Origin of the sequence: Streptomyces sp. NPDC048696 (genome assembly GCF_043198895.1) — a bacterium.
GTDB lineage: Bacteria > Actinomycetota > Actinomycetes > Streptomycetales > Streptomycetaceae > Streptomyces.
In genome coordinates, this window is sequence record NZ_JBICVJ010000001.1 from 387,265 (window position 1) to 410,953 (window position 23,689).

General features: G+C 69.3%; 20 protein-coding genes. 8 read left to right on the forward strand and 12 right to left on the reverse strand.

Annotation, left to right across the window (positions count from 1 at the left end; all coding sequences use genetic code 11):
* Positions 1–140 precede the first annotated feature (140 nt).
* The 4 genes from ACGFRG_RS01760 to ACGFRG_RS01775 all read right to left on the reverse strand — a co-directional run bounded on the left by ACGFRG_RS01760 (position 141) and on the right by ACGFRG_RS01775 (position 5,263).
* On the reverse strand, positions 141–581 hold the full coding sequence (locus tag ACGFRG_RS01760) for a peptidoglycan-binding domain-containing protein (RefSeq protein WP_361416925.1): 441 nt from the start codon (positions 579–581) through the stop codon (positions 141–143).
* A gap of 238 nt (positions 582–819) precedes the next feature.
* Positions 820–3,561, reverse strand: a complete 2,742-nt coding sequence (locus tag ACGFRG_RS01765) for a discoidin domain-containing protein (RefSeq protein ID WP_393260298.1) — start codon at positions 3,559–3,561, stop codon at positions 820–822.
* Between the two features lie 274 nt (positions 3,562–3,835).
* Positions 3,836–4,486 (reverse strand): CatB-related O-acetyltransferase, encoded by a 651-nt coding sequence (locus tag ACGFRG_RS01770; protein ID WP_393260301.1) that lies wholly within the window; start codon positions 4,484–4,486, stop codon positions 3,836–3,838.
* Positions 4,487–4,648: 162 nt separating this feature from the next.
* Positions 4,649–5,263 carry a dihydrofolate reductase family protein gene (locus ACGFRG_RS01775; RefSeq protein ID WP_361416934.1) on the reverse strand — a complete coding sequence of 205 codons (615 nt, stop codon included), beginning with the start codon at positions 5,261–5,263 and terminating at the stop codon, positions 4,649–4,651.
* A 148-nt stretch (positions 5,264–5,411) separates the two neighbouring features.
* On the opposite strand from ACGFRG_RS01775, the gene ACGFRG_RS01780 reads away from it, so the two are divergent.
* Entirely contained in the window at positions 5,412–6,041 is a 630-nt protein-coding gene (locus ACGFRG_RS01780) for a dihydrofolate reductase family protein (RefSeq protein ID WP_393260303.1), read from the forward strand.
* Positions 6,042–6,239: 198 nt separating this feature from the next.
* Positions 6,240–7,712, forward strand: coding sequence for an ArnT family glycosyltransferase (locus tag ACGFRG_RS01785; protein ID WP_393260306.1), 1,473 nt, complete (start codon positions 6,240–6,242; stop codon positions 7,710–7,712).
* A gap of 185 nt (positions 7,713–7,897) precedes the next feature.
* On the opposite strand, the gene ACGFRG_RS01790 is transcribed toward ACGFRG_RS01785, so the two are convergent.
* Positions 7,898–9,547: an FAD-binding oxidoreductase gene (locus ACGFRG_RS01790; RefSeq protein ID WP_393260309.1), complete on the reverse strand. Its 1,650-nt coding sequence runs from the start codon at positions 9,545–9,547 to the stop codon at positions 7,898–7,900.
* Between the two features lie 108 nt (positions 9,548–9,655).
* A complete protein-coding gene (locus ACGFRG_RS01795) occupies positions 9,656–10,483 on the reverse strand; it encodes a LysR family transcriptional regulator (RefSeq protein ID WP_393260312.1) in 828 nt (275 codons plus the stop codon).
* Positions 10,484–10,583: 100 nt separating this feature from the next.
* Here ACGFRG_RS01795 and ACGFRG_RS01800 point away from each other — a divergent pair, with 100 nt between their 5' ends.
* Positions 10,584–11,279, forward strand: coding sequence for an SDR family oxidoreductase (locus ACGFRG_RS01800; RefSeq protein ID WP_393260315.1), 696 nt, complete (start codon positions 10,584–10,586; stop codon positions 11,277–11,279).
* A gap of 18 nt (positions 11,280–11,297) precedes the next feature.
* On the opposite strand, the gene ACGFRG_RS01805 is transcribed toward ACGFRG_RS01800, so the two are convergent.
* Together ACGFRG_RS01805 and ACGFRG_RS01810 are read right to left on the reverse strand one after the other, a co-directional pair.
* Entirely contained in the window at positions 11,298–12,302 is a 1,005-nt protein-coding gene (locus ACGFRG_RS01805; RefSeq protein ID WP_393260318.1) for a MerR family transcriptional regulator, read from the reverse strand.
* A 6-nt stretch (positions 12,303–12,308) separates the two neighbouring features.
* A complete protein-coding gene (locus ACGFRG_RS01810) occupies positions 12,309–12,977 on the reverse strand; it encodes a HEAT repeat domain-containing protein (protein WP_393260320.1) in 669 nt (222 codons plus the stop codon).
* 307 nt (positions 12,978–13,284) lie between these two features.
* On the opposite strand from ACGFRG_RS01810, the gene ACGFRG_RS01815 reads away from it, so the two are divergent.
* Positions 13,285–13,821: a hypothetical protein gene (locus tag ACGFRG_RS01815; RefSeq protein ID WP_361416957.1), complete on the forward strand. Its 537-nt coding sequence runs from the start codon at positions 13,285–13,287 to the stop codon at positions 13,819–13,821.
* 181 nt (positions 13,822–14,002) lie between these two features.
* Positions 14,003–14,857, forward strand: coding sequence for a class I SAM-dependent methyltransferase (locus ACGFRG_RS01820; protein ID WP_393260322.1), 855 nt, complete (start codon positions 14,003–14,005; stop codon positions 14,855–14,857).
* 97 nt (positions 14,858–14,954) lie between these two features.
* Here the strand turns inward: ACGFRG_RS01820 and ACGFRG_RS01825 are convergent, their stop codons facing one another.
* Positions 14,955–15,695: a class I SAM-dependent methyltransferase gene (locus tag ACGFRG_RS01825; protein ID WP_393260325.1), complete on the reverse strand. Its 741-nt coding sequence runs from the start codon at positions 15,693–15,695 to the stop codon at positions 14,955–14,957.
* A 160-nt stretch (positions 15,696–15,855) separates the two neighbouring features.
* A complete protein-coding gene (locus tag ACGFRG_RS01830; protein ID WP_393260327.1) occupies positions 15,856–17,127 on the reverse strand; it encodes an MFS transporter in 1,272 nt (423 codons plus the stop codon).
* A gap of 159 nt (positions 17,128–17,286) precedes the next feature.
* Here ACGFRG_RS01830 and ACGFRG_RS01835 point away from each other — a divergent pair, with 159 nt between their 5' ends.
* The gene (locus ACGFRG_RS01835; protein WP_393260801.1) at positions 17,287–17,493 is read left to right on the forward strand and encodes a hypothetical protein; all 207 of its coding nucleotides are present in this window, start codon (positions 17,287–17,289) and stop codon (positions 17,491–17,493) included.
* Between the two features lie 12 nt (positions 17,494–17,505).
* Here ACGFRG_RS01835 and ACGFRG_RS01840 read toward each other — a convergent pair whose 3' ends face one another.
* On the reverse strand, positions 17,506–18,357 hold the full coding sequence (locus tag ACGFRG_RS01840; protein WP_393260330.1) for a LysR substrate-binding domain-containing protein: 852 nt from the start codon (positions 18,355–18,357) through the stop codon (positions 17,506–17,508).
* 80 nt (positions 18,358–18,437) lie between these two features.
* On the opposite strand from ACGFRG_RS01840, the gene ACGFRG_RS01845 reads away from it, so the two are divergent.
* Entirely contained in the window at positions 18,438–18,932 is a 495-nt protein-coding gene (locus ACGFRG_RS01845) for a cupin domain-containing protein (RefSeq protein ID WP_393260333.1), read from the forward strand.
* An 82-nt stretch (positions 18,933–19,014) separates the two neighbouring features.
* On the opposite strand, the gene ACGFRG_RS01850 is transcribed toward ACGFRG_RS01845, so the two are convergent.
* A complete protein-coding gene (locus ACGFRG_RS01850; RefSeq protein ID WP_393260336.1) occupies positions 19,015–21,936 on the reverse strand; it encodes a glycoside hydrolase family 48 protein in 2,922 nt (973 codons plus the stop codon).
* A gap of 269 nt (positions 21,937–22,205) precedes the next feature.
* Here ACGFRG_RS01850 and ACGFRG_RS01855 point away from each other — a divergent pair, with 269 nt between their 5' ends.
* Positions 22,206–23,660 (forward strand): cellulose binding domain-containing protein, encoded by a 1,455-nt coding sequence (locus ACGFRG_RS01855; protein WP_393260338.1) that lies wholly within the window; start codon positions 22,206–22,208, stop codon positions 23,658–23,660.
* Positions 23,661–23,689: the final 29 nt, after the last annotated feature.

Here is a 23,689-nt window from a genome sequence, read left to right on the forward strand (position 1 = left end):
GGTAGTACGCGACGATCGCGAAGTCCCACCCTTTTCTGGCTGGGCCAGAACCTTGTCAGGTCCTGGCCCAGGTTTGTCATGCGGGTAAACGTCTCCTGCCGGTGGCAGGGGTTTCTGGGAGACCGGGTCTCCCGCGACGGTCAGTTGTAGGTCGTCGGGAGGTAGGCGAAGCAGTAGGCGGTGTCGTTCGCGCCGCCGCCCGTGTAGTACGGGTCGCCGTCCGCGATGACGTGGTCACCCGTCATCGGGCCGACCACTCCGTCCACCGAGACGCCCGAGTCACGCATGTGCTCGATCTGCTGGAAGGCGATGACCGCCTGCTTCGTCTGCGGACCCCAGATCCCGTCCTGCGACACGGTCGGGATGTGAACACCGTAGAAGTCGCCCTGGTTGTAGTGGGTCTGGAAGTAGTTGAGGCTCTCCTGGAGGCACCAGACACCGTGCGTGTTGTTCGTGTAGCCGTCGCCGATGTAGTGGCTGGACCCCTCCGCGGCATTCGCCGACGAGGCGACACCGAAGGTGGCCGCGCCCGCGAAGGCCAGCGCGACGGCGCTCTTGGCGAGCTTGCTGCTGAGAGTCATGATCGGTTCCCTGTCCGTGAGACATGCTTGGACGTGCGAAGGTCGCCATGTGCGACACCGCGACGGCGCACCCGGTCCCCCTCCCGACTCGGCTCGACGAGTCGGGAGCAGCGGTGGCGGGCGGCACGGCCGACTCTGGCGAACGCGCCGCCGGCACCGCAACCTGGATGGGCGTCCCACGCCCGTCCCGGGATATCCCGGGATGTCTCGCGGGCTCGAACCGACCCGTCGGAGAGACCTAGTTCACGGTCAGCTCCGCGACGCCCGGGTGCGTCTTGGCCTGGGCGTCACCGTGCACCGTCAGCCGTACGTAGCGGGCGAGCGGCGCGTCGCCCGCCGCCACGCGGTGCCAGTGCCGTCCGTCGAGGGAGAGCTCGACGCTGTAGGAAACAGGCTTGGTGGCGGTCCAGGTGGGGGTGACCTTCTTGATGCGGACGGGCCTGGTCAGGTCCGTCGTCAGTGTGCCGCTCGCACCGTCCGGGACCCAGGCCGTGGCCGTGTTGCCGTCGACCGCGGCGCCCGCGTACATACCGGGCTGTTCGGACGTGGCCGTGGCGGTGGTGCAGCGGGCCGCGTTGGTGGTGGGTGCGAGGTCGGGGCGGCGGGTCTTGAGGACGGCCGGGGCTCCCTCGCTGACGATCTGCTCGCCCTGGGGGGTGTCGATGGTCATCGGCGCACCGTCCGTGAGGCGCACGACGGTGCGGTGGGCGCCGAGTTCGATGTCGTAGGTGCGCCCCTGCCAGGTGAGGCCGTGCAGGGTGACGCCACGGTCGAGCTGCGGGGGCAGCATCGGGTCGAGGTGGAGGCGGTTCTCGCGCATCCGCATGCCGGTCAGGCCGTTGGTGAAGACCTGTAGGAAGCCGCCCTTGCCGGTGAGGAAGTCGTGCGCGGGCGAGCCCGCCAGGGGGTCCTCGGCGCCCGCCTTGTCGCCGCGCGCCTCCGAGAACTGTCCGAAGGGGCCGCGCACGAACGGCTTGATGGAACGCTCCAGATAGGTGTACGTGGAGCAGCCCGGTTCGCCGATTCCGGCCGCGTCGATGGCGTGCACGGAGTCCGTCATGGCCGGGCCGTCGGGGTCCGTGCGCTGTGCGTAGTAGTCGAGGGTGGCGGCGTCGGCGCCCTTGGGCATGGGCCACTCCAGCGGGTACATCAACAGGACCGTGTCGGCCTGCTTGATGGTGCTGCCCCGGTAGCCGTCGTACTGCTGGAAGACCTTGCTCTTCGCGTCGTACGGGATCCGGATGCGGTCGGCGATCGCGTTCCACTGCGCGGGGGCCTGCTTGCCGAGCAGTTCGGCGGCGCGGGTGGCGTGGCGCAGGGCGGTGGCGGCGCCGGCGTTGGTGAAGACCGCGTCGTCGACGCCGTTGCTGTACTCGTCGGGACCGGCGGTGTCCTTGATGGAGTAGCTGCCGTCCGTGTTGCGGCTGACGCGGCCCGCCCAGAACTCGGCGATGCCCTGCAGCACCGGCCAGCCGCGCTCGCGCAGCCAGTGCGTGTCCTTGGTGGCCAGGTAGTACTGCCAGGTGGCCAGCGAGATGTCGGCCTGGAGGTGGATCTGGGTGCGGCAGTGCGGCGGGTCGACGCTGTGGCACTCGTGGGCCAGATCGCCCGAACTTCCGCTGTTCCAGGCGTAGAAGAGCCCTTGATAACCGAGCTTTCGGGCGTTCTCGCGAGCCCCCGCGAGGGTCCGGTAGCGGTAGTCGACCACGGACTTGGCGAGCTCGGGCCGGGTGGCGAGCAGGCCCGGGTACATCCAGGTCTCGGCGTCCCAGAAGACGAGGCCTGCGTAGTTGTCGCTGGTCAGGCCGGTCGGCGCGATGCTGTTGGCCGCGCCCTCGCGGGTGCTGGAGAGCAGCCCGTACTGCGCGGACCGCACCCACGACTGCATCTCGGGCTGTCCCGACACCTCGATGTCGCTGCGCCACAGCCGCGACCAGGCGGCGGTGTGGGAGCGCAGCAGGGCGTCCCAGCCACGGTCGGCGGCACGCCGCGAGGTCGCCGTGGCGTCGTGGCGCGGCGCGCGTGAGGTCAGCGCCGTGTCGACGCCGACGTACTTGGTGAAGTCGTACGACTGGCCGCTCCGGACGGGCAGGGTGAGTTCTTGACGCACAGTCATGTTCTTTGCTTGGCCTGCCTGTTGGGCCTTGGCCTCATGCACTCCGCGTTCGGGGCGCAGGGTGGAGGCGAGAGCTCCGTCCACGTTCGTGCCGTCCGTACGGAACGCCACGTCCATGGCCGGTGCGGTGGGGCCACCGCTGCCGTGCCGGGTGGTCCGGTCACCACCGCCGGTCTGCTGGATGCGCCGCGCGCCGCGACCGTCCAGCATGTCGGTGACGGTCGCCTCACCGCTCCAGTGCGGCGTCATGCTCATGTGTACGGCGCCCACGTGCGGGTCGACGCGGTCGGCGAGCACGTCGTACACGAGGTCGGTCCGGCGGCCGTCGGCGGCGGTCCAGGTCAGCGACGTACGCACCACACCGCAGTGGAGGAAGAGCGACTGGCGGTAGTGGGAGATGCGGCCAGGCTGTGTCGAAGAGTTGAAGGTATCGCTCTTCGCTCCACCCGTGGTGACGTTGAGCGCGGTCCAGTTGGGCAGCGCCGCGACGGCCTGCCGGCCCCCGGCCGTCTGCTTGTTGTGCGCGTACAGGCCGGACAGGAAGGAGCCGTCGTAGCGCGGGGTGAACAGCGGCCAGCCGGTCTTGGCCTCGCTGTCGGCGTATCCGGCACCGTTGGGCGGCACGCGCTGCCCCAGGTAGCCGTTGCCGACGAAGGCATGATGGGTGTCCGCCGCGTCCGGACGGGTGGTGCCCAGTGTCCAGTCGTCACTGTCGCGGCAGGTCGCGGTCGGGGCGGCGGTCGGGGCGGCGGCGTTCCGCACCGGCTGCGACGCCGCCGGCGACGCGGAGGTGACGAGCGCTCCGGCCAGCAGCACCGCGGTAAGCCGGGCGGCACGCGGCCGCACACCAAAGGAGTACGTCATTGTTCTCCGTCACTCTGGTTCGCCTTGCGAGGGTCCAGGGACCATAAATTTCCTGAACGAGCTACGTCAATAGGTGTGTCATTGTCAGTCAAGTTCCGAACGAATGAGGCTGGCTGGCGCGTGTCGGGGCCGAGGCACCACCGCCTCGGCCCCCGACTGCCGCGGGCAAGGCCCAGGCCGGCATGTCCTCGATGAGGTCGGCGGCGCGCGGGGTGCGCCCTCGGGCCGATGCGCCCGCACGGTCACTTCCGTACGGGCGTCATGCGGGCGGGCGTCACGCGTGCGGGGTCTGCGGGGCGGCGGCTTCGAGGTCGACGATGCTGCCCGACATGATCGTCCGTACGTGCTCGGTGATGTGCTCCACGGGCCAGTCCCACCAGGCCACGGCCAGCAGGCGGGCGATGTCGTGGTCGTCGTAGCGGGTGCCGATGAGGCGCGCCGGGTTGCCGCCGACGATGCCGTAGTCGGGCACGTCGCCCGTGACCACGGCGCCGGAGGCGATGATCGCGCCGTGTCCGATCCGTACGCCGGGCATCACCGTCGTACCGTGGCCGAACCAGACGTCGTTGCCGACGACGGTGTCACCCCGGTTGGGCAGGCCGGTGAGCAGGTCGAAGTGCTCGGACCAGGAGCCGCCCATCGTGGGGAAGGGGAACGTCGAGGGGCCGTCCATACGGTGGTTGGCGCCGTTCATGATGAACCGCACACCCGTCCCCAGTGCGCAGAACTTGCCGATGACCAGCTTCTCCGGCCCGTAGTGGTAGAGCACGTTGCGCGTCTCGAACGCGGTCGCGTCGTCCGGGTCGTCGTAGTAGGAGTACTCCCCGACTTCGATCAGCGGGGACTTCACCAGCGGCTTCAGCAGCACCACCCGCGGCTGCCCGGGCATCGGATGGAGGACCGTCGGGTCGGCGGGCACTGGCATGGTGCGTTCCTTCTTTGGTGCGTGTCGGTATCCGCTCCATGGTCGCGGCAGCGCGGTTGCCGGGACACCGGTTTACGGTCCATGACCGATGGCTGATGACCGATCACCAGGGCACGGGCGTCCCGTCCCAGGAGAAGAAGCCGCCGGTACGAAACGTCGCCCTCAGAGGACGTCGTAGCTCAGGTGCGTGGCGGTCGATGTCTGGATCACGCTCCGCTGTACCAGCGTGCGCGGTGTTCCGGCGGTGAACAGTGGCGTTCCGGCGCCCAGCACGACGGGCGCGAGGTGCAGGCTCAACTCGTCGACCAGCCCGGCGTCGAGCGCCGAGCCGACCGTGGCGCCGCCGCCCATGAGGACGACGTCGAGGTCCTTGCCACGGTCCGACGACGCCGCCTCGGCCCGCTCCCGCGCGGCGGCGACGGCGTCGGGCAGGCCGGTGGTGACGAACGTCCAGTCGAGGCCGGTGAGCCGCACGGACTCCGGTGGCGAGCTCGTCACGACGACGAACGCCGGCTTGCCGACCTCGGCGGCGCCGTAGCCGACCTCGTCGTCCCAGCCGTCCGGCCCGTCGACCACGTCGAAGAGCCGACGGCCGAGGACGACGGCGCCCGACCGTGCGGTCCCCTCGCGCAGGACCCGGCGGTCGTCGGGATCGTCGGAGAACGCCCAGGTGTGCAGGGCCTCGCCGCCGGTCCCCAAACCGTTGTCCGGACCGGGGTCGGGCCCGGTCACGAAGCCGTCGAGAGAGACCGAGATGTCAGCGATGATTCGGGTCATACCTAGGCAGACCCGATCCGCCGCCCGAACTCATCGCTCACGCCGACCTGCGTTCGTGCGCATTAGGTGGATGCCCGCGATGAGATTTCGGCGACCCGGGAGTCAATCCGAGTACAGACATTCCGCTTCGTATGTGAAAGGCCGGGCCATGAGCAAACTCATCGTTACCGTGTTCGTCACCCTGGACGGTGTCATGCAGGCTCCCGGCGGGCCGGGTGAGGACGTCGACGCGGGCTTCGAACACGGCGGCTGGCTGGTTCCCTACGCCGACGACGACTTCGGGGCCCTCATGACGAGGATCTTCGAGGAGACCGCCGACCATCTCCTGCTCGGCCGCAGGACGTACGACATCTTCGCGTCGTACTGGCCCCGCGTCACCGACGAGAACAACCCCATCGCCGTGAAGCTCAACGCCATGCCCAAGTACGTCGCCTCGCGCACCCTGCGCGCACTGGAGTGGCACAATTCCCATCTGCTGGAGGGCGAGGCCGCGGAGTCGATCGCGCGGCTCAAGGACGAGCTCGACGGCGTGATCATGACGCAGGGCAGCAGCGACCTCATCCGCACACTTCAGCGGCACGATCTCGTCGACGAGTACCGGCTGCTCATCAGCCCCGTGATCCTCGGCACCGGCAAGCGGCTCTTCAGCGACGGCGCCGCCCCGACCGCCTGGACGCTGACGGAATCCCACGCCAGCGGTACGGGCATGCAGTACTGCGTCTATGAAAAGGCCGGGAAGCCCGCGTACGGAACCTTCGTGCAGGACGAACAGGGGTGAGGAGGCCCCGCGCGGGATGCGCCAGTGGCGGGAGCGCGTCGAACGGGGAACCTCCCAACCCACGTGACGATCTGCGGCAGCCGCCTTGGCCGCGCCGGTCGCGGCTGCCACACTGCGGCGGTGGACATTCGGGGGGATGGACGGGTCGGTCCGCGACGGCCGCTCGCGTTGAGACCGTTCGCGGCAAGGCCGGTCGCCTTGCTGGCGGCCGTTCTCGCCGCAGTGCTGGTCTCACTGTCCGGGCGGTACGGCTTTCATCGTGACGAGCTCTACTTCCTGCTCGCCGGCCGACATCCGGCCTGGGGCTACGTCGACGAGCCACCGCTGACACCGTTGCTCGCCCGGGCGGGTTCCGCCGCCTTCGGCGCGAGCCCTACAGGTCTACGGGTCGTACCCGCGCTGCTCTCCGCGTGCTCCGTGGTGCTGACCGCCCTGCTGGCCCGGGAGTTGGGAGCGGGCCGAGGCGCGCAGATCTTCGCAGCGGGATGCTGTGCCTGCTCCGGGTACGTCCTGGCCATCGGCCACTTGCTGTCCACCAGCACCTTCGATCTCACCGCCGAGCTGGGCGTCCTGCTCCTGACGCTCCGGCTGCTGCGGACCCGGGACGGCCGCTGGTGGCCGCCCCTGGGCGTGGCGATCGGGGTGACGCTGCTCAACAAGCAGCTCGTCGTATCCCTGGTGCTCGCACTGCTCGTCGCACTGCTGCTCGGTCCGCTGACCACCCGTCCCTGGCGCGAACTCGTACGGCGGCCCGGGCCCGGCGGTGCGCGAGTGTTGCTCGGACCGCTGCTCGCGCTGGTCCTCGCGCTCCTCATCTGCGCGCCCACGCTGTGGTGGCAGGCCACGAACGGCTGGCCCGAGCTGAAGGTGGCCCGGGTTCTCAGCCACGTCAGCGGGGTGTCGGGGCGGCTGCTCTTCCTGCCGCTCCAGTTGCTCCAGTTCTCCCCGGTCCTCGTTCCGGTCGCGATAGTGGGCCTGCTCCGACTGCTGCGCGATGACGAGCTGCGCTGGGCCCGGCCGCTGGCGCTCGCCTATCCGGTGCTCTGCGTTCTGGTGCTCGTCGGCGGTGGCAAGCCGTACTACCCGCTTCCCTTGCTCCTCGCCGTGACGGCGGCCGGCTGCGAACCCGTTGTCCGCCGTGCCCGCAGGTCCTGGCGCACCCTCACACCCATGCTGCTCCTGGCGGCGGCCACCAGTGCCCTGGCCGCGCTGCCCGTGCTGCCGGTCCCGGCGGTCGCCGTGACCAACGCCGTCGACGTCGACCAGGGCGAGCAGGTCGGCTGGCCCCGATTCACCCGCACCGTCGCGGCCGCCTGGACCGCGATCCCCGCAGCATCGCGCGCCCACGCCGTCCTGCTCACCTCGAACTACGGCGAGGCGGGCGCCCTCGCCCGCTACGGACCCGCCTACGGGCTCCCCATCGCCTACTCCGGTCACATGAGCCTGTACGACTGGGGTCCGCCCCCGGACGGCTCCGACGGTCCCGTCCTCCTGGTCGAGCAGGCCGACGGTCGGCACCGCCTGCAACGGCGCTTCCCCGACTGCCGCACCGTAGACCGGATCGACAACGGCCACGGCATCGGCAACCAGGAGCAGAACGCGGAGGTCGTACTGTGCGAGGGCCCGCACCAGCCGTGGTCCACGCTCTGGCCGTCGTTGCGCCAGTACTAGGGCCTGTCCGGTGGATCTGGCCTGGGACGCGGGGGTGTGGCACGCCCATCTGCCGCGTTGTCGTCGGTTGCCGACGCTCCGCGTCGCCGCCCTCCTCCGCCTTGCAACTGGACGCACCACACCCCCACTCACCAGCACCGAAACGGCGACCCGCACCGAAGGCGGCCAGATCCACCGGACAGGCCCTAGCCGGGCGGTCGGATCGACAGTGCGTGGTGGAAGACGTCGCGCGGGTCCCAACGGGCCTTGATCTGTTGCAGGCGCGGGTAGTTGTCCTTGTAGTAGAGGGTGTGCCAGGGGACGCCGGAGGTGTTCCACGCCGGGTCCGCCAGGTCGGTGTCGGGATAGTTGATGTACGAGCCGTCGCTGACCTCGCCGGGCACGGGGACTCCGCCGCTGTCCGCGTACACGTCACGATAGAAGGCGCGGACCCAGGCGAGGTTGGCGGCGTCGTCGGACTCGGCGGACCAGATCGTCTGGTAGACGGCCTTCATGATCACGTCGCGTTGGGCGACGGCGGTGGCGCTCGACGGTACGGCGCCGACCTGACCCCCGTACCCGACGAGGAGCATTCCGCCACCCGGCGTGCCCGTTTTATTGGTCAAGTGCCGGTACACAGCGGCGAGTTGGGCGTCGGTGAGCGAGCGGCGCAGATAACCGGCCTTGATCTTGTAGCGGCGGGTGCCGACGTTGCCGGGCTCGCCGGTGCCGGGCCAGGTGGTCGGATGCAGCCAGGGCATCGTCACCGGGGTCACCTTGCCGGTGAGGCCGGTACCCTCGGACACCGCGCGCACGAATTCCTCGACCATGGTGGCGGCGCCGGGGATGTCCGCGTCGATCTGAACGGTCATCAGGAAGCCGCCCGCACTGCGGTGGGTCGGGATGAGGATCGCGTACAGACCGGCATACGGCGAGCCGGGCGCGCTGTGGCGCTCGTGCCAGGTGCCGAAGTTGTGCAGCAGCCTGGTGAACGCCTGCTGGGTCATCTTGTCGTCCCAGGCCCAGTTGACCAGGCACGCCAGCTGTTCGCGCGGCGCGGGCGGCAGGAGCTTGGCCGGGTCGTTCCCGCTCGCGCCGGGTGAACGCAGCCAGTAGCGCGTGACCACCCCGAAGTTCCCGCCGCCCGCACCCGTGTGCGCCCAGAACAGGTCGCGGTGCGGGTCGTCCGGCTCCCGCGTCGCCACGACGGCCCGGGCGGTGCCCTCGCGGTCGACCACCACCACCTCCACGCCGTACAGGTGGTCCACCACCGATCCGTACCGGCGCGACAGCGGTCCGTACCCGCCACCGGCGAAGTGCCCGCCCGCGCCCACCTCCGGGCAGCCGCCCGCGGGGAGGGTCACACCCCAGCCCTTGAACAGCGTCCGGTAGACGTGCCCGAGCGTGGCTCCCGGCTGCACGGCGAACGCGCCGCGCGCCGCGTCGTAGCCGACCGTGTCCATGGGCGACAGGTCCAGGAGCATCCGTACGGCCGGGTCGGCGGTGAAGTTCTCGAAGCAGTGCCCGCCGCTGCGGACCGCGACGGTGCGCCCGGACCGTACGGCATCGGTGACCGCGTGCACCACCTGCTCGGTCGAGCCGACGACGCGGATCTCGTCCGGCCGCCCCACGAAGCGGAAGTTGTTGCCGCGCAACAGGCTGTCGTACCGGGTGTCACCCGGCCGGACCGTCACCGGCCCGAACAGGGCCCCCTCCCCCGCCGTCGCACCGGTATCCGCCGCAGCGGCCGCAGCCGACGGCCCGGCCAGGCTCGCGGCCGCACCACCCGCGGCCACCGCGCCCGCCGCGGCCAGCAGCCCGCGCCGACTGGGCGGGTCGAGGTTCGATCTGTCCAACACGACCTCCTACCGAGGCATCCGCCGGTTCGCCGTCAACTTCCCTACTCTTACTACTTGTTGACGGCTCATCATGACGCAGTCTGGCGCGTGACCCAACCCGTACGACTACCGCACCTCACGGCCCGCCGATCGGCGCAGCGTCGCGGTGGCGATGTCCAGGAAGTCCGCTACGGGGCCGGTGCAGTTGCTCTCCAGCACCGCGAGGCAGGTCTCCACGGGCGGGTAGTCGGTGACCTTCAGGTAGACGAGGTCAGGACGGGAGTAGGAGCCCGCGATGCTGACCGGGACGAGCGCGATGCCCTGGCCTGACGCGATGAGCTCGAACTTCTCCTCCAGTGAGGTCGTCCGCCGCGCCTTGACGTCGAGGATCGGCTCACCGTCGAGATCGGCCGACGTGAGGGCGCCGCGGGTGGCCAGCGGATGCGTCACCGGCAGGCACGCGACCTTCGTTTCGGCCCCGATGGGCACAGTGCGCAGCCCCGAGTCATCGAAGGGGCCGCGAAGGTATCCCACCTGCGCGCGGCCGTCACGAAGCGGCGCGTCCCGTTCCAACCAGGGCAGCGGAAGAACATCGATACCGACCTCCGGATGGCTCACCGCGAACGCCCGGATCGCCTCCGACACATGCAGGCCGCCCGAGAAGGCGACGACGAGCCGTTGCTCGCCCCGCTGGGCCTCGTGCACGCGCCGCAGCGCCCCGTCCACCACCGTGGTGATCTTTGACGCCTCGTCATACAGCTGTTTTCCCGCGGCAGTCAGCTCGACGCTGCGTGTGGAGCGCGTGAACAGCGGGCAGCCCAGCTCCTGTTCGAACGCGCGGATCTGGCGGCTGAGGACCGGCTGCGCGATGAACAGCGCCTGTGCCGCCCGGCCGAAGTGGCGATGCTCGGCCACCGCGACGAAGTAGCGGAGCTTTCGCAGATCCAGATCCATGCCGTAACGGTATCAATGCGGTCCGAAGGGTATTGGACGCCCGGCCGGGCCACTCGGAGACTTGCAGCAGTCCCGACGCCCTGACCACGCAAGGAATCACATGAACGACACCCGCAAGACAGCTGTCATCATCGGGGCCTCACGGACCCTCGGCCTCGGGCTCGCCGCCGAGTATCTGCGGCGCGGCTGGGACGTCATCGGCACCGTCCGCGGCACTCGGCGCACCGGTCTCCACGACCTGGCCGACGCGTCCGAAGGGCGGTTGACCATCGAGTCGCTGGAGATGACCGAGCCTGAGCAGATCTCGGCGCTGCGCGACCGACTGGCATCGCGCACGCTCGACCTGCTCTTCGTCAACGCCGCCATCACCCGCGGCGACATACCCATCGACGACGTCCCGACGGACATGTTCACCGAAGTCATGATCACCAACGCGCTGAGCCCGATGCGCGTCGTGGAGTCGCTTCGCCCGCTCGTCGCGCCGACCGGGACCATCGGCGTCATGTCCTCCGACCAGGGAAGCATCACCCTCAACACCGAAGGCGGGCAGGACCTGTACCGGGCCAGCAAGTCCGCGCTCAACCAGTTGATGCGCAGCTACGCCGCCCGCAACGCCGACGACACGCGGACCCTGCTGCTCATGGACCCGGGCTGGGTACGGACCGAACTCGGCGGCCCCGAGGCCGACTTGAGTGTGGAGGAGAGCGTTCCCGGAGTCGTGGAGACGATCGAGCGCCACCAAGGAAAGCCCGGCCTCCACTTCGTGGACTACCAGGGGCAGGTCGTGCCCTGGTAGACCAAGGGTCCGCTGGGGTTACGACGCGTTGCGCAGCTTGAGAACGTACGTCGCAGTCAGCGCAACCGCACGGTCCTCGTCCTGTGACAGATCTGCCAGGGCGCGTGACGCCGTGACTCCCGGGACATCCGCCAGCACCTCTGTCAGCCGTCGACGCGCGGACGGTTCAAGGGTGCCGTCGGCGAGGCAGTCGACGAGACCGGTAGCGATCTGATCCGCCACCGCCGGACGACTCGCCAGCGCGCTCAGAGCGTCGGCCGCATCGGCGTCGCGCGTCTCCCCGACGAGCATGTCGATGAGCGTCGGGACCGCGTCGGCCACTCCGCGAACCCCGAGCGCCAGAGCCGCGTATCCGCGGACCACCATGTCGGGGTTGGTGAGGGCGCCCTTCAGCAGTGCGGTCGCCTCACCGCTCCCCATCTCGGCGATGGACTGGACGGCACGTTCGCGCACCTGTGCCACCGGTGAGCCAAGACCCTCCGCCAACAGTGCCAGTCCGCTGTCGCCCGATTGCGCCAGAGCCCATCGAAGGGCTCCGGCGACATTCGGATCCATCTCGCTCAAGGCCGCCTCGACCAGAGCTTCCACCGGCACCGGAACCTCTCGGACCGAGGACAGGGCCGCGCGCTGGCGCCTGGCGGCACTCTCCGACCCCAAGGCCTGGAGCAGTGCGGTGATCTGGAGCACGTCCTCCCACTCGGCGGGTTCCGCGGCACCGATCCGACGGAGTCGGATGAGCAACGCCGACTCGGCCTCGATGCGTTCTCGCGTCTGGCGGATGAGGTCGTCGACGAGCTCCGAAGGCGTGAAGCCGGGATCATCCAGCGCGCACCCGACTTCACGCAGCGACAGCCCCAATGAGCGCAGGCTCTCGATGTGGAAGATCCGCCGGATGTCGTCGCTGGAGTACTCTCGATAGCCGCCCTCGGTACGCCCCGTCGGCCGCACCAGGCCGAGCGATTCGTAATGCCTGAGCATGCGGGCACTGACCCCGGACCGTCGCGCCACATCACCGATCAACACTGCTCTTCACCCCTCCTGACCGCTCGTACCGAGGGCCATGATGCGCTTCGCCTCCTCGATCGCGAACTCGAATCCGGTGTCGGGGTCGCGCAACAGCCGTTCGGTGGCGATCGCGTGCACGCGCACGCGAGGGTCGAGATCCATCGTCGCGGTGCGCAGAGTCGACACGATCACCTCACCGAGTGCGGTCAGCGCACGGCTCAGGCTCACCTGCGTCTCACGCTCCCCGCGCCCAAGCTGTGCCCCCAGCTCTGCGGCAAGCTCGGCTTCTTCGCCTTCGGGCACGAGTACGACCGCTGACCGCCAAGCGCTCCGCGCCACCTCGTCGTCGGCGTCGGACAGCAACTCCCGTGTGATCGCGGGCCACGCCTGCCGATCCCCGATCTTGGACAGCGTGTGCAACGCCTGACTTCGCGCCTGCGCACGCTCCGAGCGGAGTTCATCGATGAGCCTGGGGACCGTCATCGATGACGGGTGGCGGGTGAGTGCCCACGTGAGCATTTCGCGCACATAGAACTCGGGCTCGATCGCGCATCGTTCGATCAGCTTGTCGACAAACCCCGGGTCAGGGTCCGTACCCACCGCCAGCGCCGCCCGCAGCCGCACGGACGATGAGCCACCCTCCAACCCCTGGAGAGCTCGCAACGCATCCGTGGCCGATGTCGGCATGGTCATCGGGACCACCTCCTTGGCCACAGTGAAAGCCTTGTCACTGTGTCAAGGTCAAGCGGAGCCGGGCCGCCCTGGGACATGTGTGAGAGGCGGCGCACGTGCAGAGGCGGGCGCCGGGGCGGGGCGCCGCTGGCGCCCGGAGTGCTCGGGATCCTTCGGCGCTCCGTCGGCCCGGCAGGCCAGCAGTACGTGCGGTGAGCGGACCGCTCGTCCCGGCGGTTCAGCAGGATTCGCCGGACGCCCGGCTCATCGGCGGTCTACTGTGCGGACACGCCGCGCTGCCCGCCGCGGTGGTATGAGGAGGAAGCCTGTGTCATCACCCTGTGACCCCCAGTACGCTCCCGCCGGCGATGTGGGCGCAGCGCTCATGATCATCGATTCTCGGCTCAAAAGCGTCCACTCCGGCAAGACCGGGGCCGACCCCGAACAACGCAAGCTGATCGACCAGTACATCGCGTCCCTGGGTCCCACGGGAGCCGATGACCTGCTGGACGGCGCCTGCACGCTCATTTTCATGTTCATGAAGTGGCTGCGCATGGCCTATGAGGACCACAACAAGGACGTCATCGAGTCCGTGGTGCCCCACCTCGTGACCTCGCTGCGCATGATGCCCAAGAGCATCCGCGCCGAGGCCATCCCGACCATGGCCGGTCTGGTCATCGCCGCGGGCACCGACCTGAGTCCCAGCCTGTGGCGCAATCAGTACGGTGACTGGACCAAGGAGGAGCTGACTCCCCTGGAAGCCACCACCTTCCTGCTCGCGGAACACATCAACCGCCTCACCGAGGACCCCGATTTCGCCACCCGCATGATCAGCGAAGCACTTACCCGCGCGGGCGATTCCTGACGCGCTGCCCAGCCGTCAGCCCACCGTGCTGGTGGGCCGTCGCTCCATTCCGAGGGCAGAGCCACCTCGTCCTGCGAACTGCGCCGCAGCGACGAACAGTTGCCGTCGACCCGGTTGTGGTCAGCTGCACAGGACGGCAGCCTCGGGTGGGTGGGGCCGGTCGACTGAGGGGGCCGTAGCGATGAGTCAGGTGAGCGACGTCCACTACCGGCACCATGTCCTGCCGTACTACCGGGCGTTCGGGTCACGCTTCGGGTATGCGGCGCTGCTCGGCCGTACGCGCCACTTCGGTTGGTACGAGCCGGGCCATTCCCCGTGGGGATTCACGGCGGCCATGCGGCGCATGGAACTCGTCGTGGCCCGGAAGCTGGCCCTGCCTCCGGCATCGTCGGTGCTCGACGCCGGGTGCGGGGTCGGCGACACGGCCCGCACGATCGCACGGGCGAGCGGGGTACACGTCACCGGGATCGACGGGATCGAGCCGGACGTCGCCATCGCGCGGCAGCGGTCGGCCCGTGCCGGGGAGCCCGGCGGACGCACACGTTTCCTCCTGGCCAACTATCACGCCCTCCCGTTCGCCGATGCCTCCTTCGACGGCGTCTACACCATGGAGTCGTTCGTCCACTCCCCCGACCCCCGGCAGGGGCTCGCGGAGTTCTTCCGCGTCCTGCGCGCCGGCGGCAGGCTGGTGATGTGCGAATACTCCAGCACTCCGCAGAACCGTCTACCGCCGCAGGCGCAGGCCGCGCTGCTCAGGGTCTGTGAGCTCTCCGGCATGCCGGGCATGCTCACCATGACGCACGGGCATCTGGTGCATCTTCTCCAACAGGCCGGTTTCGTCGTCGAATCGGCCTATGACGCGACGGAGAAGGTCCTGCCCATGCTGCGGTGCTTCTCGGTGCTCGGCCGACTTCCGTACGCCCTCGCGCGCGGCGTAGGTCACGGTGACAGCCTGGTCAACGCGATGAGCGGGGTGGAGATGTACCGGCACCAGGAGACCTGGCGGTACAACATCTGCGTTGCCACCAAGCCGTGACGTTTCGGCGGAGTCACCGGCTCCGCCGCCCGCCACAGGAAGCGCCCCCGCCCCAACCGGCGGAACCGCATTCAAGGTCCCGCCAGTCGGCGGCCGTTTACGCCCGGCAGCGCAGCATCTCCAGCGGCGGGTGCGCGAGCACGTCGGCCCAGAAGTCCTCGCCGTACTCACGGATGCCGGCATCGGACACCCGCAGCGGAACCCACTCCACCTCCTTGAACCCGCTCGCGCCCAGACACTCCTCGTAGACCTCGCGGCGCGGGGCGCTGCTGACGATGGTGATCGGCTGCGGGTCGAGCAGAGCCGTGACCCGCACCTTCGTACCCGTCTCGGTCTCACCGGCCGGCTCGCAGCGGAAGCCGTACTTGTCCAGGGACTCACAGTCGAACCGGTAGTCGGGCTTCTGGGCGAGCACGAAGAACTCCCCACCCGGCGCCAGGCTCCGGTGGATGTTGCGGCACATCCGCTCCATCGTCGCCATGTCCTCGGCGTAGTTGAGGCACTGCACTCCTAGCGCGATGTCGAACGTCCGGTCAGCAGGCTCCAGTTCAGCCACGTCACCGACCTCGTAGCGCACGCCCAGCGGGTCACTGTGCTCGCTCGCCCGCGCGGCGGCGATCATCTCGACGGAGATGTCGACGCCGAGGACGTCCGTGGCACCGCGCCGCTTCAACTCCCTGCTGTAGAAACCGGTGCCGCACGCCAGGTCGAGAACCGACTTGCCGCTCACGTCCCCGACCATGCCCAGGAAGCTCGGCACCTCGCCGTAACGCATCAGCGGCAGGGACTTGAACCCCTCGAACGCCTCGCCGATCTCGTCGTACTGCTGCACGCTCACGTGCCGCCCCCTTCTAATCGCCTCATCCTGTACGCGGCCACGACGAGCCTCCGGAATCGAAGTCCCGCCAGGTCGCCGTCCTGGCGGAAAGTCTCGCCCCGCCCCGCTCGACCGCCGTACTGGCAGATGACACAAAGAAGTTGACCGGGTGAACCTCGTATCAACCAACATCAACGGGAGCCGCGGTGCCGGGCGTGGGCACGTCGCGCATATGGCGCAGTGGCGAGAAGTAGACCCACAGGCCCGAGGACCACACGCAGGCCATGGCGATCCATAGCGTCGGCCTGATGCCGATCCAGGTGCCCAGGGCTCCGCCCAGCAGCGCGCCCAGCGGGTTGATCCCCCAGATCAGCCAGCGGACGCTGGCGTTCATCCGGCCCAGCAGCTCGGGCGGACACACGGCCTGCCGGAAGCTCAGCTGACCGGTGTTGTAGACCACGGCGGTGGCGGAGAAGATCGACCACCCGATCGCGTACAGGCCCACCTGCCAGCCGGGCTGGGCCAGCGGCACCAGGAGGCCGGTCCAGCCGCAGCACGCGAACGACGCCCAGATCATGCGGGCGGTGCCGAACCGGGCACCGATCCGCCCGGCCACGATTCCACCGACGATGCCGCCGACCGTGGCGCACGCCAGCAGCAGGCCGACGTATCCGGACTGCACCTTCAGCACCCGGACGATGAAGATCATGTCGACCGCCTCGGCGATGCTGATGCCCAGGTTGGAGCTGGCGGTGCAGGCCACGATCCGGCGCAGCACCGGGTGCCGGAAGACAAAGCTCAGGCCCTCGGCGATCTCGGCCCGCATACGCCGCTCGGCACGTTCCTTGACCGGCGGCTCCTCCGGCACCCGGATCAGCGCCAGCGTCACGGCACTGGCCAGGAACGACAGCGCGTCGACGGCCACCGCGCGAGCCACCCCCACAACCGCCGCGACGGCGCCGCCCAGGCCGGTCCCCGAGACGTACGCGAAGTACTGCGTGCTGCCCATCTTGCCGTTGGCGTCGACCAGTTGGTCGTGCCTCAGCAGGTGCGGCAGGTAGCTCTGGTAGGCGACGTCGAAGAAGACGGTGAGGACCCCGGCGACGGCGACGATCACGTACAGCTGCCACATCTCCAGTTGGCCCCACCACCACAGCAGCGGCACCAGACCCACCACGGCGGCGCGCGCGACATCGCACCACAGCATCAGGCGCCGCTTGGCGTAGCGGTCGACCAGGACCCCGGCGGGCAGGGCGACGAGCAGGAAGGCCAGGCCGGAGGCGGCCTTGAGCAGGCCGGTCTGGAAGGGGGTGGCGTTCAGCGCCACCACGGCCAGCAAGGGGAGCGCGAGGACGGTCACGGCGGACCCGATCTCACTGACGGTCTGACCGCCCCACAGCAGCATGAAATCTCGGTGACGCCAGAGGGAGGCGGGGCCCTTCGGTATGGTCATTGGCCGATGGTCACTCACCAAGTGACGCATGAACAACAGCAATTGCGTGCAGCGGCCGTCCGGCGCGCGGAGCGCCGACCCCGTGACGGCGGGCCACCCTGCGAGTTACCGTTGCGGACTGCGGCGACGGTGTGGATCAGGGGGTTGAACGTGGTCACCATGCTCGTGTTTTTCGGGCTTCTGCTCGCGCTGGTGGTGTTCCTGTGCGTGGTGGTGGTGCGGCGGGGCCGCAGCCGTACCGAGAACGCCGATGGACTCCTCATCGAGCAGCAGCGACGGACCTACGCCCGCAGTGCCCGGACGACTTTCAGCTCCTTCGCCGCCCACAACGCCCCACCGTCCACGAGCGATTGGGACCATCACTGACTGTCGCGGCGCTCAGTCGCGGTAGGAGGCGGTCGCGAGCTCGACGAACGAGCGGATCAAGGGATTCGTGTCGCCCTCGTTCCATGCCACCACCACCTTGCTCGGTGCCATGTCGGTCACTGGAACCACGGTGAGCCCGTCGGTCGGATCGTGGCCGAGGACGGTCATACCGACCGTGCCGTTCCAGAGAACCGCTTGTCGGCACTCCTGGACCGCACGCACCACCGGACCCTCGCGGGATTTCCCGCCGTTCCAGTACGCCTGCCAGATGGGGTCGGTGCCTTCGGGGAACAGGAACCAGCGGCGGTCGGCCAGGTCGGCGAGTTTCAGGCTGTCGCGGCGGGCCAGCGGATCGTCGGTGCGCAGCAGCGCGCCCACCGGGTCGGCGCGCAGTTGACGCACGCTCAGGCCGGTCTCGTCGAACGGCCCGCGGGCCAGGGCGATATCGACAAGACCGGCGTGCAACCCGCAGGTGGGATCGGCCAGATCGGTCTCGCGGATGCGGACCTCGACGCTCGGGTGCCGCCGTCGGTAGGCGTCGGCCAGCCGGGTCGCGCTCGGGTCGGTGCCACCATCGAGGACGCCGATGGTAATGGTCGCGGCACCGGCCGCAGCGGCCACACGTACGCGTAGTCGCTCGGCCCGGTCGAGCAGTGCGCGTGCCTCGTCGAGCAGTACGGCCCCCACCGGGGTGAGCGTGACACCGGCGGAGGACCGGTCGAACAGCGCGGCGCCGAGTTCGCTCTCCAGTTGTTTGATCGCCCGGCTCAGTGGCGGCTGACTCATGTGCAGCCGGGTGGCGGCCCGGCCGAAGTGAAGTTCCTCGGCGACCGCCACGAAGTAGCGCAGCGTGCGTAGTTCCACGCTGCGACGATACCCGTACGGTATCGACGCCGGAGAACGGGTCTTGGACAGTCCGGGCGCTGCGGCAGTGGAATCGGAGCATGACCGACGAACCGAAAGCCAGCGAACCCACTGCCGACCCCGCCGTATCAGTGGTCGGCCCGGACGACGGTGAAACCATCGTCCTGGGCACCACGCGACTGCGCGTCCTCGAAGACGGCAGCAACACCGGGCACCGCCTCGGGCTCGCCGAGTCCGTCCTCGCACCGCACACCCCCGGACCGCCACAGCACCGGCACGCCCAGCACGACGAGGGTTTCTACGTCGTCGCCGGTACGGTGCGGTTCACGGTCGGCGAGAAGGACTACGACGCGACGGCGGGCACGCTCGTGATGGTCCCGCCCGGAACCCCGCACACGTTCGCCAACGTGACCGACCAACCGGCCGTCATGGTCAGCACGTTCACACCCGACCTGTACGTGCAGTATTTCCGGGACCTGAAGGACATGATCGCCGCCGGGCAGGCGCTGACCCCACAGGCAACCATCCGAACCATGAGCCGTTACGCCACCGAGCCCGCCACCGACTTCGCGTAGACGGGGTGGATACGGGTGAGGCCCCGGTCCGTCCATGCGGGGCTGGGCCGGACGGACCGGGGCACGGAACTGCCGGCACCGGCTATTCGAGCAGCTCCGCGTACGCGCCCATGGCCATCGCGATGTCGGCCTGGGCCCAGAACCGGTGGTAGGTGAAGACGGGGGCGGCGCCGCCCGCGAGATACGTCTCGATCTTCGACCAGGCCGGGTCGTTCTTGTAGAAGGAGCGCAGCGAGGTGAAGGTCGAGGACGAGTCGATCTTGTCACCGTTGGGCATCGTCCCGCTCCAGCCGCTCGGTACGTATACCGGGTCGGCGAACCGCTTGTAGTCGGTCCGGGTTTCGGGGACCGCGATGCCCAGTGCGTCCTGGCTGTGGTTCCACATGCCGTCGAGCAGCGCCTTGGCCGTCGTCTTCGCCGCCGTGTCGCCGGACTTGGCGCCGTAGTAGGTCAGGGCCTTGGCGTACGCGGCGGCGACTCCCACGTCGTCGGTGTAGTCGGCGACGGTGACATGCAGGCCCGAATTCGCCCCGGGTGACGCCGAGTTCCAGGTGTCGGGCTTGCCGGACCACTGGAGGGTGGCGGGGATGCGGTACGTGCCGTCGGGGTTGACGGTGGTCTTGGACAGCGCCCAGCTCACCCACTTGGCGAGGACTGTCTTGGCGGCCGTGTCGCCCGTCTGCTGGTAGTACTCGGCGACCCGTTCCATCGACCATGCCTGGAAGCCGAACCACTGGTTGGAGGGCGGGTCGTGGTAGACCGGCGCCTCGTCGTAGAACATGCCGTAGAAGGTGGGTGTGCCGGTCGGTGGGGTCGCGTACCGGCCCTGCCAGCTGTTGGTGGCGCCGCCCGCGATGGCGCCCTCGTCGGACTGCAACCAGCGGTAGAACTCCAGCTGCCGCTTGAGGCTGGTGCTCCAATCGGCCGCGCCCGTCGCCGACTTGGGCTTCAGATCCGGGTAGGAGCTGAGCGCCCAGGCGGCGAGGGGGTTCTGGTAGCCGCCGTGCACATGGCTGGAGCCGATCCGCCAGGACCAGCCCGCCGACGTGTCGGTGGCGCCGCCCCAGGCGTAGTACCAGGACAGCAGGTAGCTGGAGCTGTTCTTGCCGCTGCCGGCCGGGCAGGTCGTCGGCCCGACGCAGTTGCCCTGCTGTTTGAAGTACTTGTCGTACATCGCGTAGCGCAGGTAGTCGCCCATTTTGGCGGCCTTGGTGACGGTCGCGGTGACCGAGGCGCCCTTGCCCTGCTGCTTGGCCCATACGTCCGCCCAGTAGGCGGCCTGTACGGCGCGTGCGTCGGCGTCGGGGGCATCGGTGAACTTCCACTGCTTGGCGTAGGAGGAGTCCTTGGTGAACAGGTCGAGGTAGCCGTTCTTGCCGCCGTAGGTGAAGGCGTCGCAGGTGGGCTGCGGGACGGTCTCCCAGACGGACTCCTGGGGGCCGCGCTGGAAGGTGTTGATGTAGGAGGGTCCGCCCGCCGTCGGCCCCGCCTCGCACTTTCCGGGCGCGTTGCCGTAGCCGTAGACGTTGTCGACGTCCTGGAGCCAGTGCATGCCGTAGATGTCGTCGGTGCCGTACGCGCTCTTCAGCTCGCCCGCGATCGGGTCGTTCCCGACCGGGACGGACGGGTCGAGCTGCGCCGGGTACTGGGACGGAAGGTCGGCTTCCGGCGCGTAGGTGGCCGGTTTGGATACGTTGTAGAAGGAGTTGGTGGGCTGGTCGGCGTGGGTGGGGATCATGTATTTCTCCATGGTGTCCCAGGCGCCGTTGAACTTGGACCAGTCCCCCGTGACCTTCCCGTACATGGCCTGCAGCCAGATCAGATAGCTGTACGCCTCGGACGTCGACTCATGGCCCTGGTCGGGTGCCTCGACGATCAGTGTCTCCACCGAGTGATAGGGAATGCCCTGGGGCGAGAAGTAGCCGTTCGCCGGGTCGGTGATCTTCCCGTAGAGGCTCAGGAACCGTGCGTCGTACGTGGTGGACGCGCCCAGTTCGGTGACGGTGACCTCGGCCTTGGTGCGGCCGGGGGCCGTCGCGGCGAAGACGGCCGCGCCGGTTCCGGTGGCGTCGGCCGTGACGGTCGCCCGCTGGGCGGTGTTCCAGTTCGCCGGGGTGAAGGTCAGGCTCGCGGCGGAGGCCAGGCTGAGCCCCGTGTTGCCCGAGGCGCGGGCCAGCGACACGGTCACGTTCGCGGCCGGCTGGGTGGACAGCTTCACGTCGAATGTCGCCGACTTGCCTTGCTGTACGGAGAGTTGGGCGGGAGTTGCGACCACGGCGGGCTGGCCGACGACGTGGACGCCGACCGGCGTCGACTCCGCGGAGGCGCCCGTGCTGTCGTACGCCTTGGCGTACAGCGAGTAGTCGCCGGCGGCGAGCGAGCTGGTGGCGAGGGTGTAGGGCGCGGTGGTGTCCGTGCCGAGGAGCGTGGTGTCGCTGTAGAACTCGACCTTGCTGATACTCGCGCCGTCGGCGGCGGCCGCGGTCGCCGCGAGCGGCACCGCGTCGCCCACCGTGTAGGTGGCTCCGGCGGCTGGGCTGGTCAGGACGGTGATCGGGGGCTGGTGGGCGCCGGTGCAGGAGGTGCCGTCAAGCGCGAAGTCGGTGGGTGCCGCGTTGGCGCCGCTGTAGGCGAACTGGGCGCCGGTGGTCACGGCGGCGCCTGCGGCGATCGTCTTGTTCCAGTCGGCCGCCTTGACCGTGAGGGACTGACCGGACTGGGACCAGGTGCCGTTCCAGCCGTTGGTGAGCCGCTGGTCGCCGCCGTACGAGTAGGTCAGCGTCCAGCCGTCCACCGGGGTGGAGCTCCGGTTGGTGACCGTGATGTCGGCGGTGAAGCCGGAACCCCAGTCATTGGTCTTGTAGTCGACGCCGCACTGGACGGCGGCCGCGTGAGCTGCGGGAACAGCTCCGGCCACACTCGCCGCGAGGGGCAGCGAGAGTGCGGTGGCGTACGTGAGGAGCAGGCGGCGCACGCTTCGCCTGCGTCTGGTGCGCGGTGGCATGTGGGGGTCACTCCAAGCGGCTCGGCGATGGGGGGTGCGGTGCTGTGCACAAGCTCTGAACCAATGGGAGCGCTCCCAAAATGCGGGAGGTACACAGGGCTGTCAAGGGTCCGCACGAGATCGGCCTGCCAGGGCCACTTCAATTGAAGAGTTTGACAACTGCTCTGGTTTCAGAGCTAGTTGGGCGCTAACGTCCGAAGCAACCAGTGGGAGCGGTTCCATTCAGTCGGCGCGCCGAAGCGGCGCGCCCGAGCTGCAAGGAGTCGCTCATGCGACACCCCCCGCGCCTTGTTGTGCTGCTGTTCGGCGGCCTGTTGGCAGCCGCTTCGGTGCTGCTTCCGCCCCGCCCGCAGGCGGTCGCCGCGTCCCCGGCCTGCACGGTGGAGTACACGGTGACGAGCCAGTGGGCCACCGGGTTCCAGGGCCAAGTGAAAGTCACCAACAACTCGGCTCCGATGAGCGGTTGGCGACTCGGCTTCGACTTCCCCGCCGGGCAGAGACTCACCCAGGGCTGGAGCGCCCAGTGGTCCCAGTCCGCGGGCACGACGGTCACCGCCCTCAACGAGAGCTGGAACGGGACACTCGCCACGGGCGCCGACGCCACCGCCGGGTTCCTCGCCTCGTGGTCGGGGACCAACCCGGCGCCGACGGCGTTCACGCTCAACGGCACGCTCTGCAACGCCGACCCGGGCTCCCCGCAGCCGCCGGGAGCCGCCCCGGCGCTGAAGGTTTCCGGGAACCGGCTCGTCGACGCGGGCGGCACCACCCGAAGGCTGCTCGGCGTGAACCGCTCGGGCGCCGAGTTCCTGTGCGTCCAGGGGTACGGGATCTTCGACGGACCGGTCGACGACGCGTCCGTGAAGACCATGGCCGACTGGGGCGCGAACACGGTGCGCATTCCGCTCAACGAGGAGTGCTGGCTGGGCCTGGACAACGTCAAGTCCCAGTACTCCGGGGCGAACTACATCTCGGCCGTGCAGGGTCTCGTGCAGAGAGTCGAGGCGCACGGTATGACTCCGCTCCTCGACCTGCACTGGACCCACGGCGTGTACACGGGCAACTCCTCGGGCTGCGCCGATGTGCACGCCACCTGCCAGAAGCCGATGCCCGACGCCCAGTACGCCCCGGCCTTCTGGTCCTCGGTCGCCCGCACCTTCAAAGCCGATCCGGCGGTGGTCCTCGACCTGTTCAACGAGCCCTATCCGGACCGCGCCACATCCGACACGGCGGCCGCGTGGCGTTGCTGGCGCGACGGCGGCACCTGCCCGGGCATCGGCTACGAGGTGGCCGGGATGCAGGACCTGCTCGACGCGGTGCGCGGCACGGGAGCCACCAACACCGTACTGGCGGGCGGCCTCACGTACTCCAACGACCTCAGCCAGTGGCTCGCCTTCCAGCCCCACGACGCGACCGGGAACCTCGCCGCCGCCTGGCACGGCTACAACTTCAACTCCTGCGTCAGTGAGTCCTGTTGGAGCTCCACCCTCGCGCCCGTCCTCGCCCGCGTCCCGCTCGTGGCGGGAGAGATCGGCGAGAACGACTGCGGCCACTCCTACATCGACCGCGCCATGGCCTGGCTGGACGGCAAGGGCGCGTCCTACCTCGGCTGGGCCTGGAACACCTGGGACTGTTCGACGGGGCCGGCCCTGATCACCTCGTACGACGGCACGCCGACCGCGTACGGCATCGGTCTGCGCGATCACCTGCGCGCCCTCACCTCCTGATCCGGGTTGCCCATCCACCCTTCTCCGTT

Coding starts and splice junctions, on each gene's coding strand:
- ACGFRG_RS01820 (WP_393260322.1), top strand. CDS start 14,003: ATGAGTCAGGTGAGCGACGTCCACTACCGGCACCATGTCCTGCCGTAC.
- ACGFRG_RS01765 (WP_393260298.1), bottom strand. CDS start 3,561: ATGACGTACTCCTTTGGTGTGCGGCCGCGTGCCGCCCGGCTTACCGCG.
- ACGFRG_RS01850 (WP_393260336.1), bottom strand. CDS start 21,936: ATGCCACCGCGCACCAGACGCAGGCGAAGCGTGCGCCGCCTGCTCCTC.
- ACGFRG_RS01835 (WP_393260801.1), top strand. CDS start 17,287: ATGCTCGTGTTTTTCGGGCTTCTGCTCGCGCTGGTGGTGTTCCTGTGC.
- ACGFRG_RS01760 (WP_361416925.1), bottom strand. CDS start 581: ATGACTCTCAGCAGCAAGCTCGCCAAGAGCGCCGTCGCGCTGGCCTTC.
- ACGFRG_RS01845 (WP_393260333.1), top strand. CDS start 18,438: ATGACCGACGAACCGAAAGCCAGCGAACCCACTGCCGACCCCGCCGTA.
- ACGFRG_RS01770 (WP_393260301.1), bottom strand. CDS start 4,486: ATGCCAGTGCCCGCCGACCCGACGGTCCTCCATCCGATGCCCGGGCAG.
- ACGFRG_RS01830 (WP_393260327.1), bottom strand. CDS start 17,127: ATGACCATACCGAAGGGCCCCGCCTCCCTCTGGCGTCACCGAGATTTC.
- ACGFRG_RS01800 (WP_393260315.1), top strand. CDS start 10,584: ATGAACGACACCCGCAAGACAGCTGTCATCATCGGGGCCTCACGGACC.
- ACGFRG_RS01780 (WP_393260303.1), top strand. CDS start 5,412: ATGAGCAAACTCATCGTTACCGTGTTCGTCACCCTGGACGGTGTCATG.
- ACGFRG_RS01775 (WP_361416934.1), bottom strand. CDS start 5,263: ATGACCCGAATCATCGCTGACATCTCGGTCTCTCTCGACGGCTTCGTG.
- ACGFRG_RS01855 (WP_393260338.1), top strand. CDS start 22,206: ATGCGACACCCCCCGCGCCTTGTTGTGCTGCTGTTCGGCGGCCTGTTG.
- ACGFRG_RS01810 (WP_393260320.1), bottom strand. CDS start 12,977: ATGACCATGCCGACATCGGCCACGGATGCGTTGCGAGCTCTCCAGGGG.
- ACGFRG_RS01795 (WP_393260312.1), bottom strand. CDS start 10,483: ATGGATCTGGATCTGCGAAAGCTCCGCTACTTCGTCGCGGTGGCCGAG.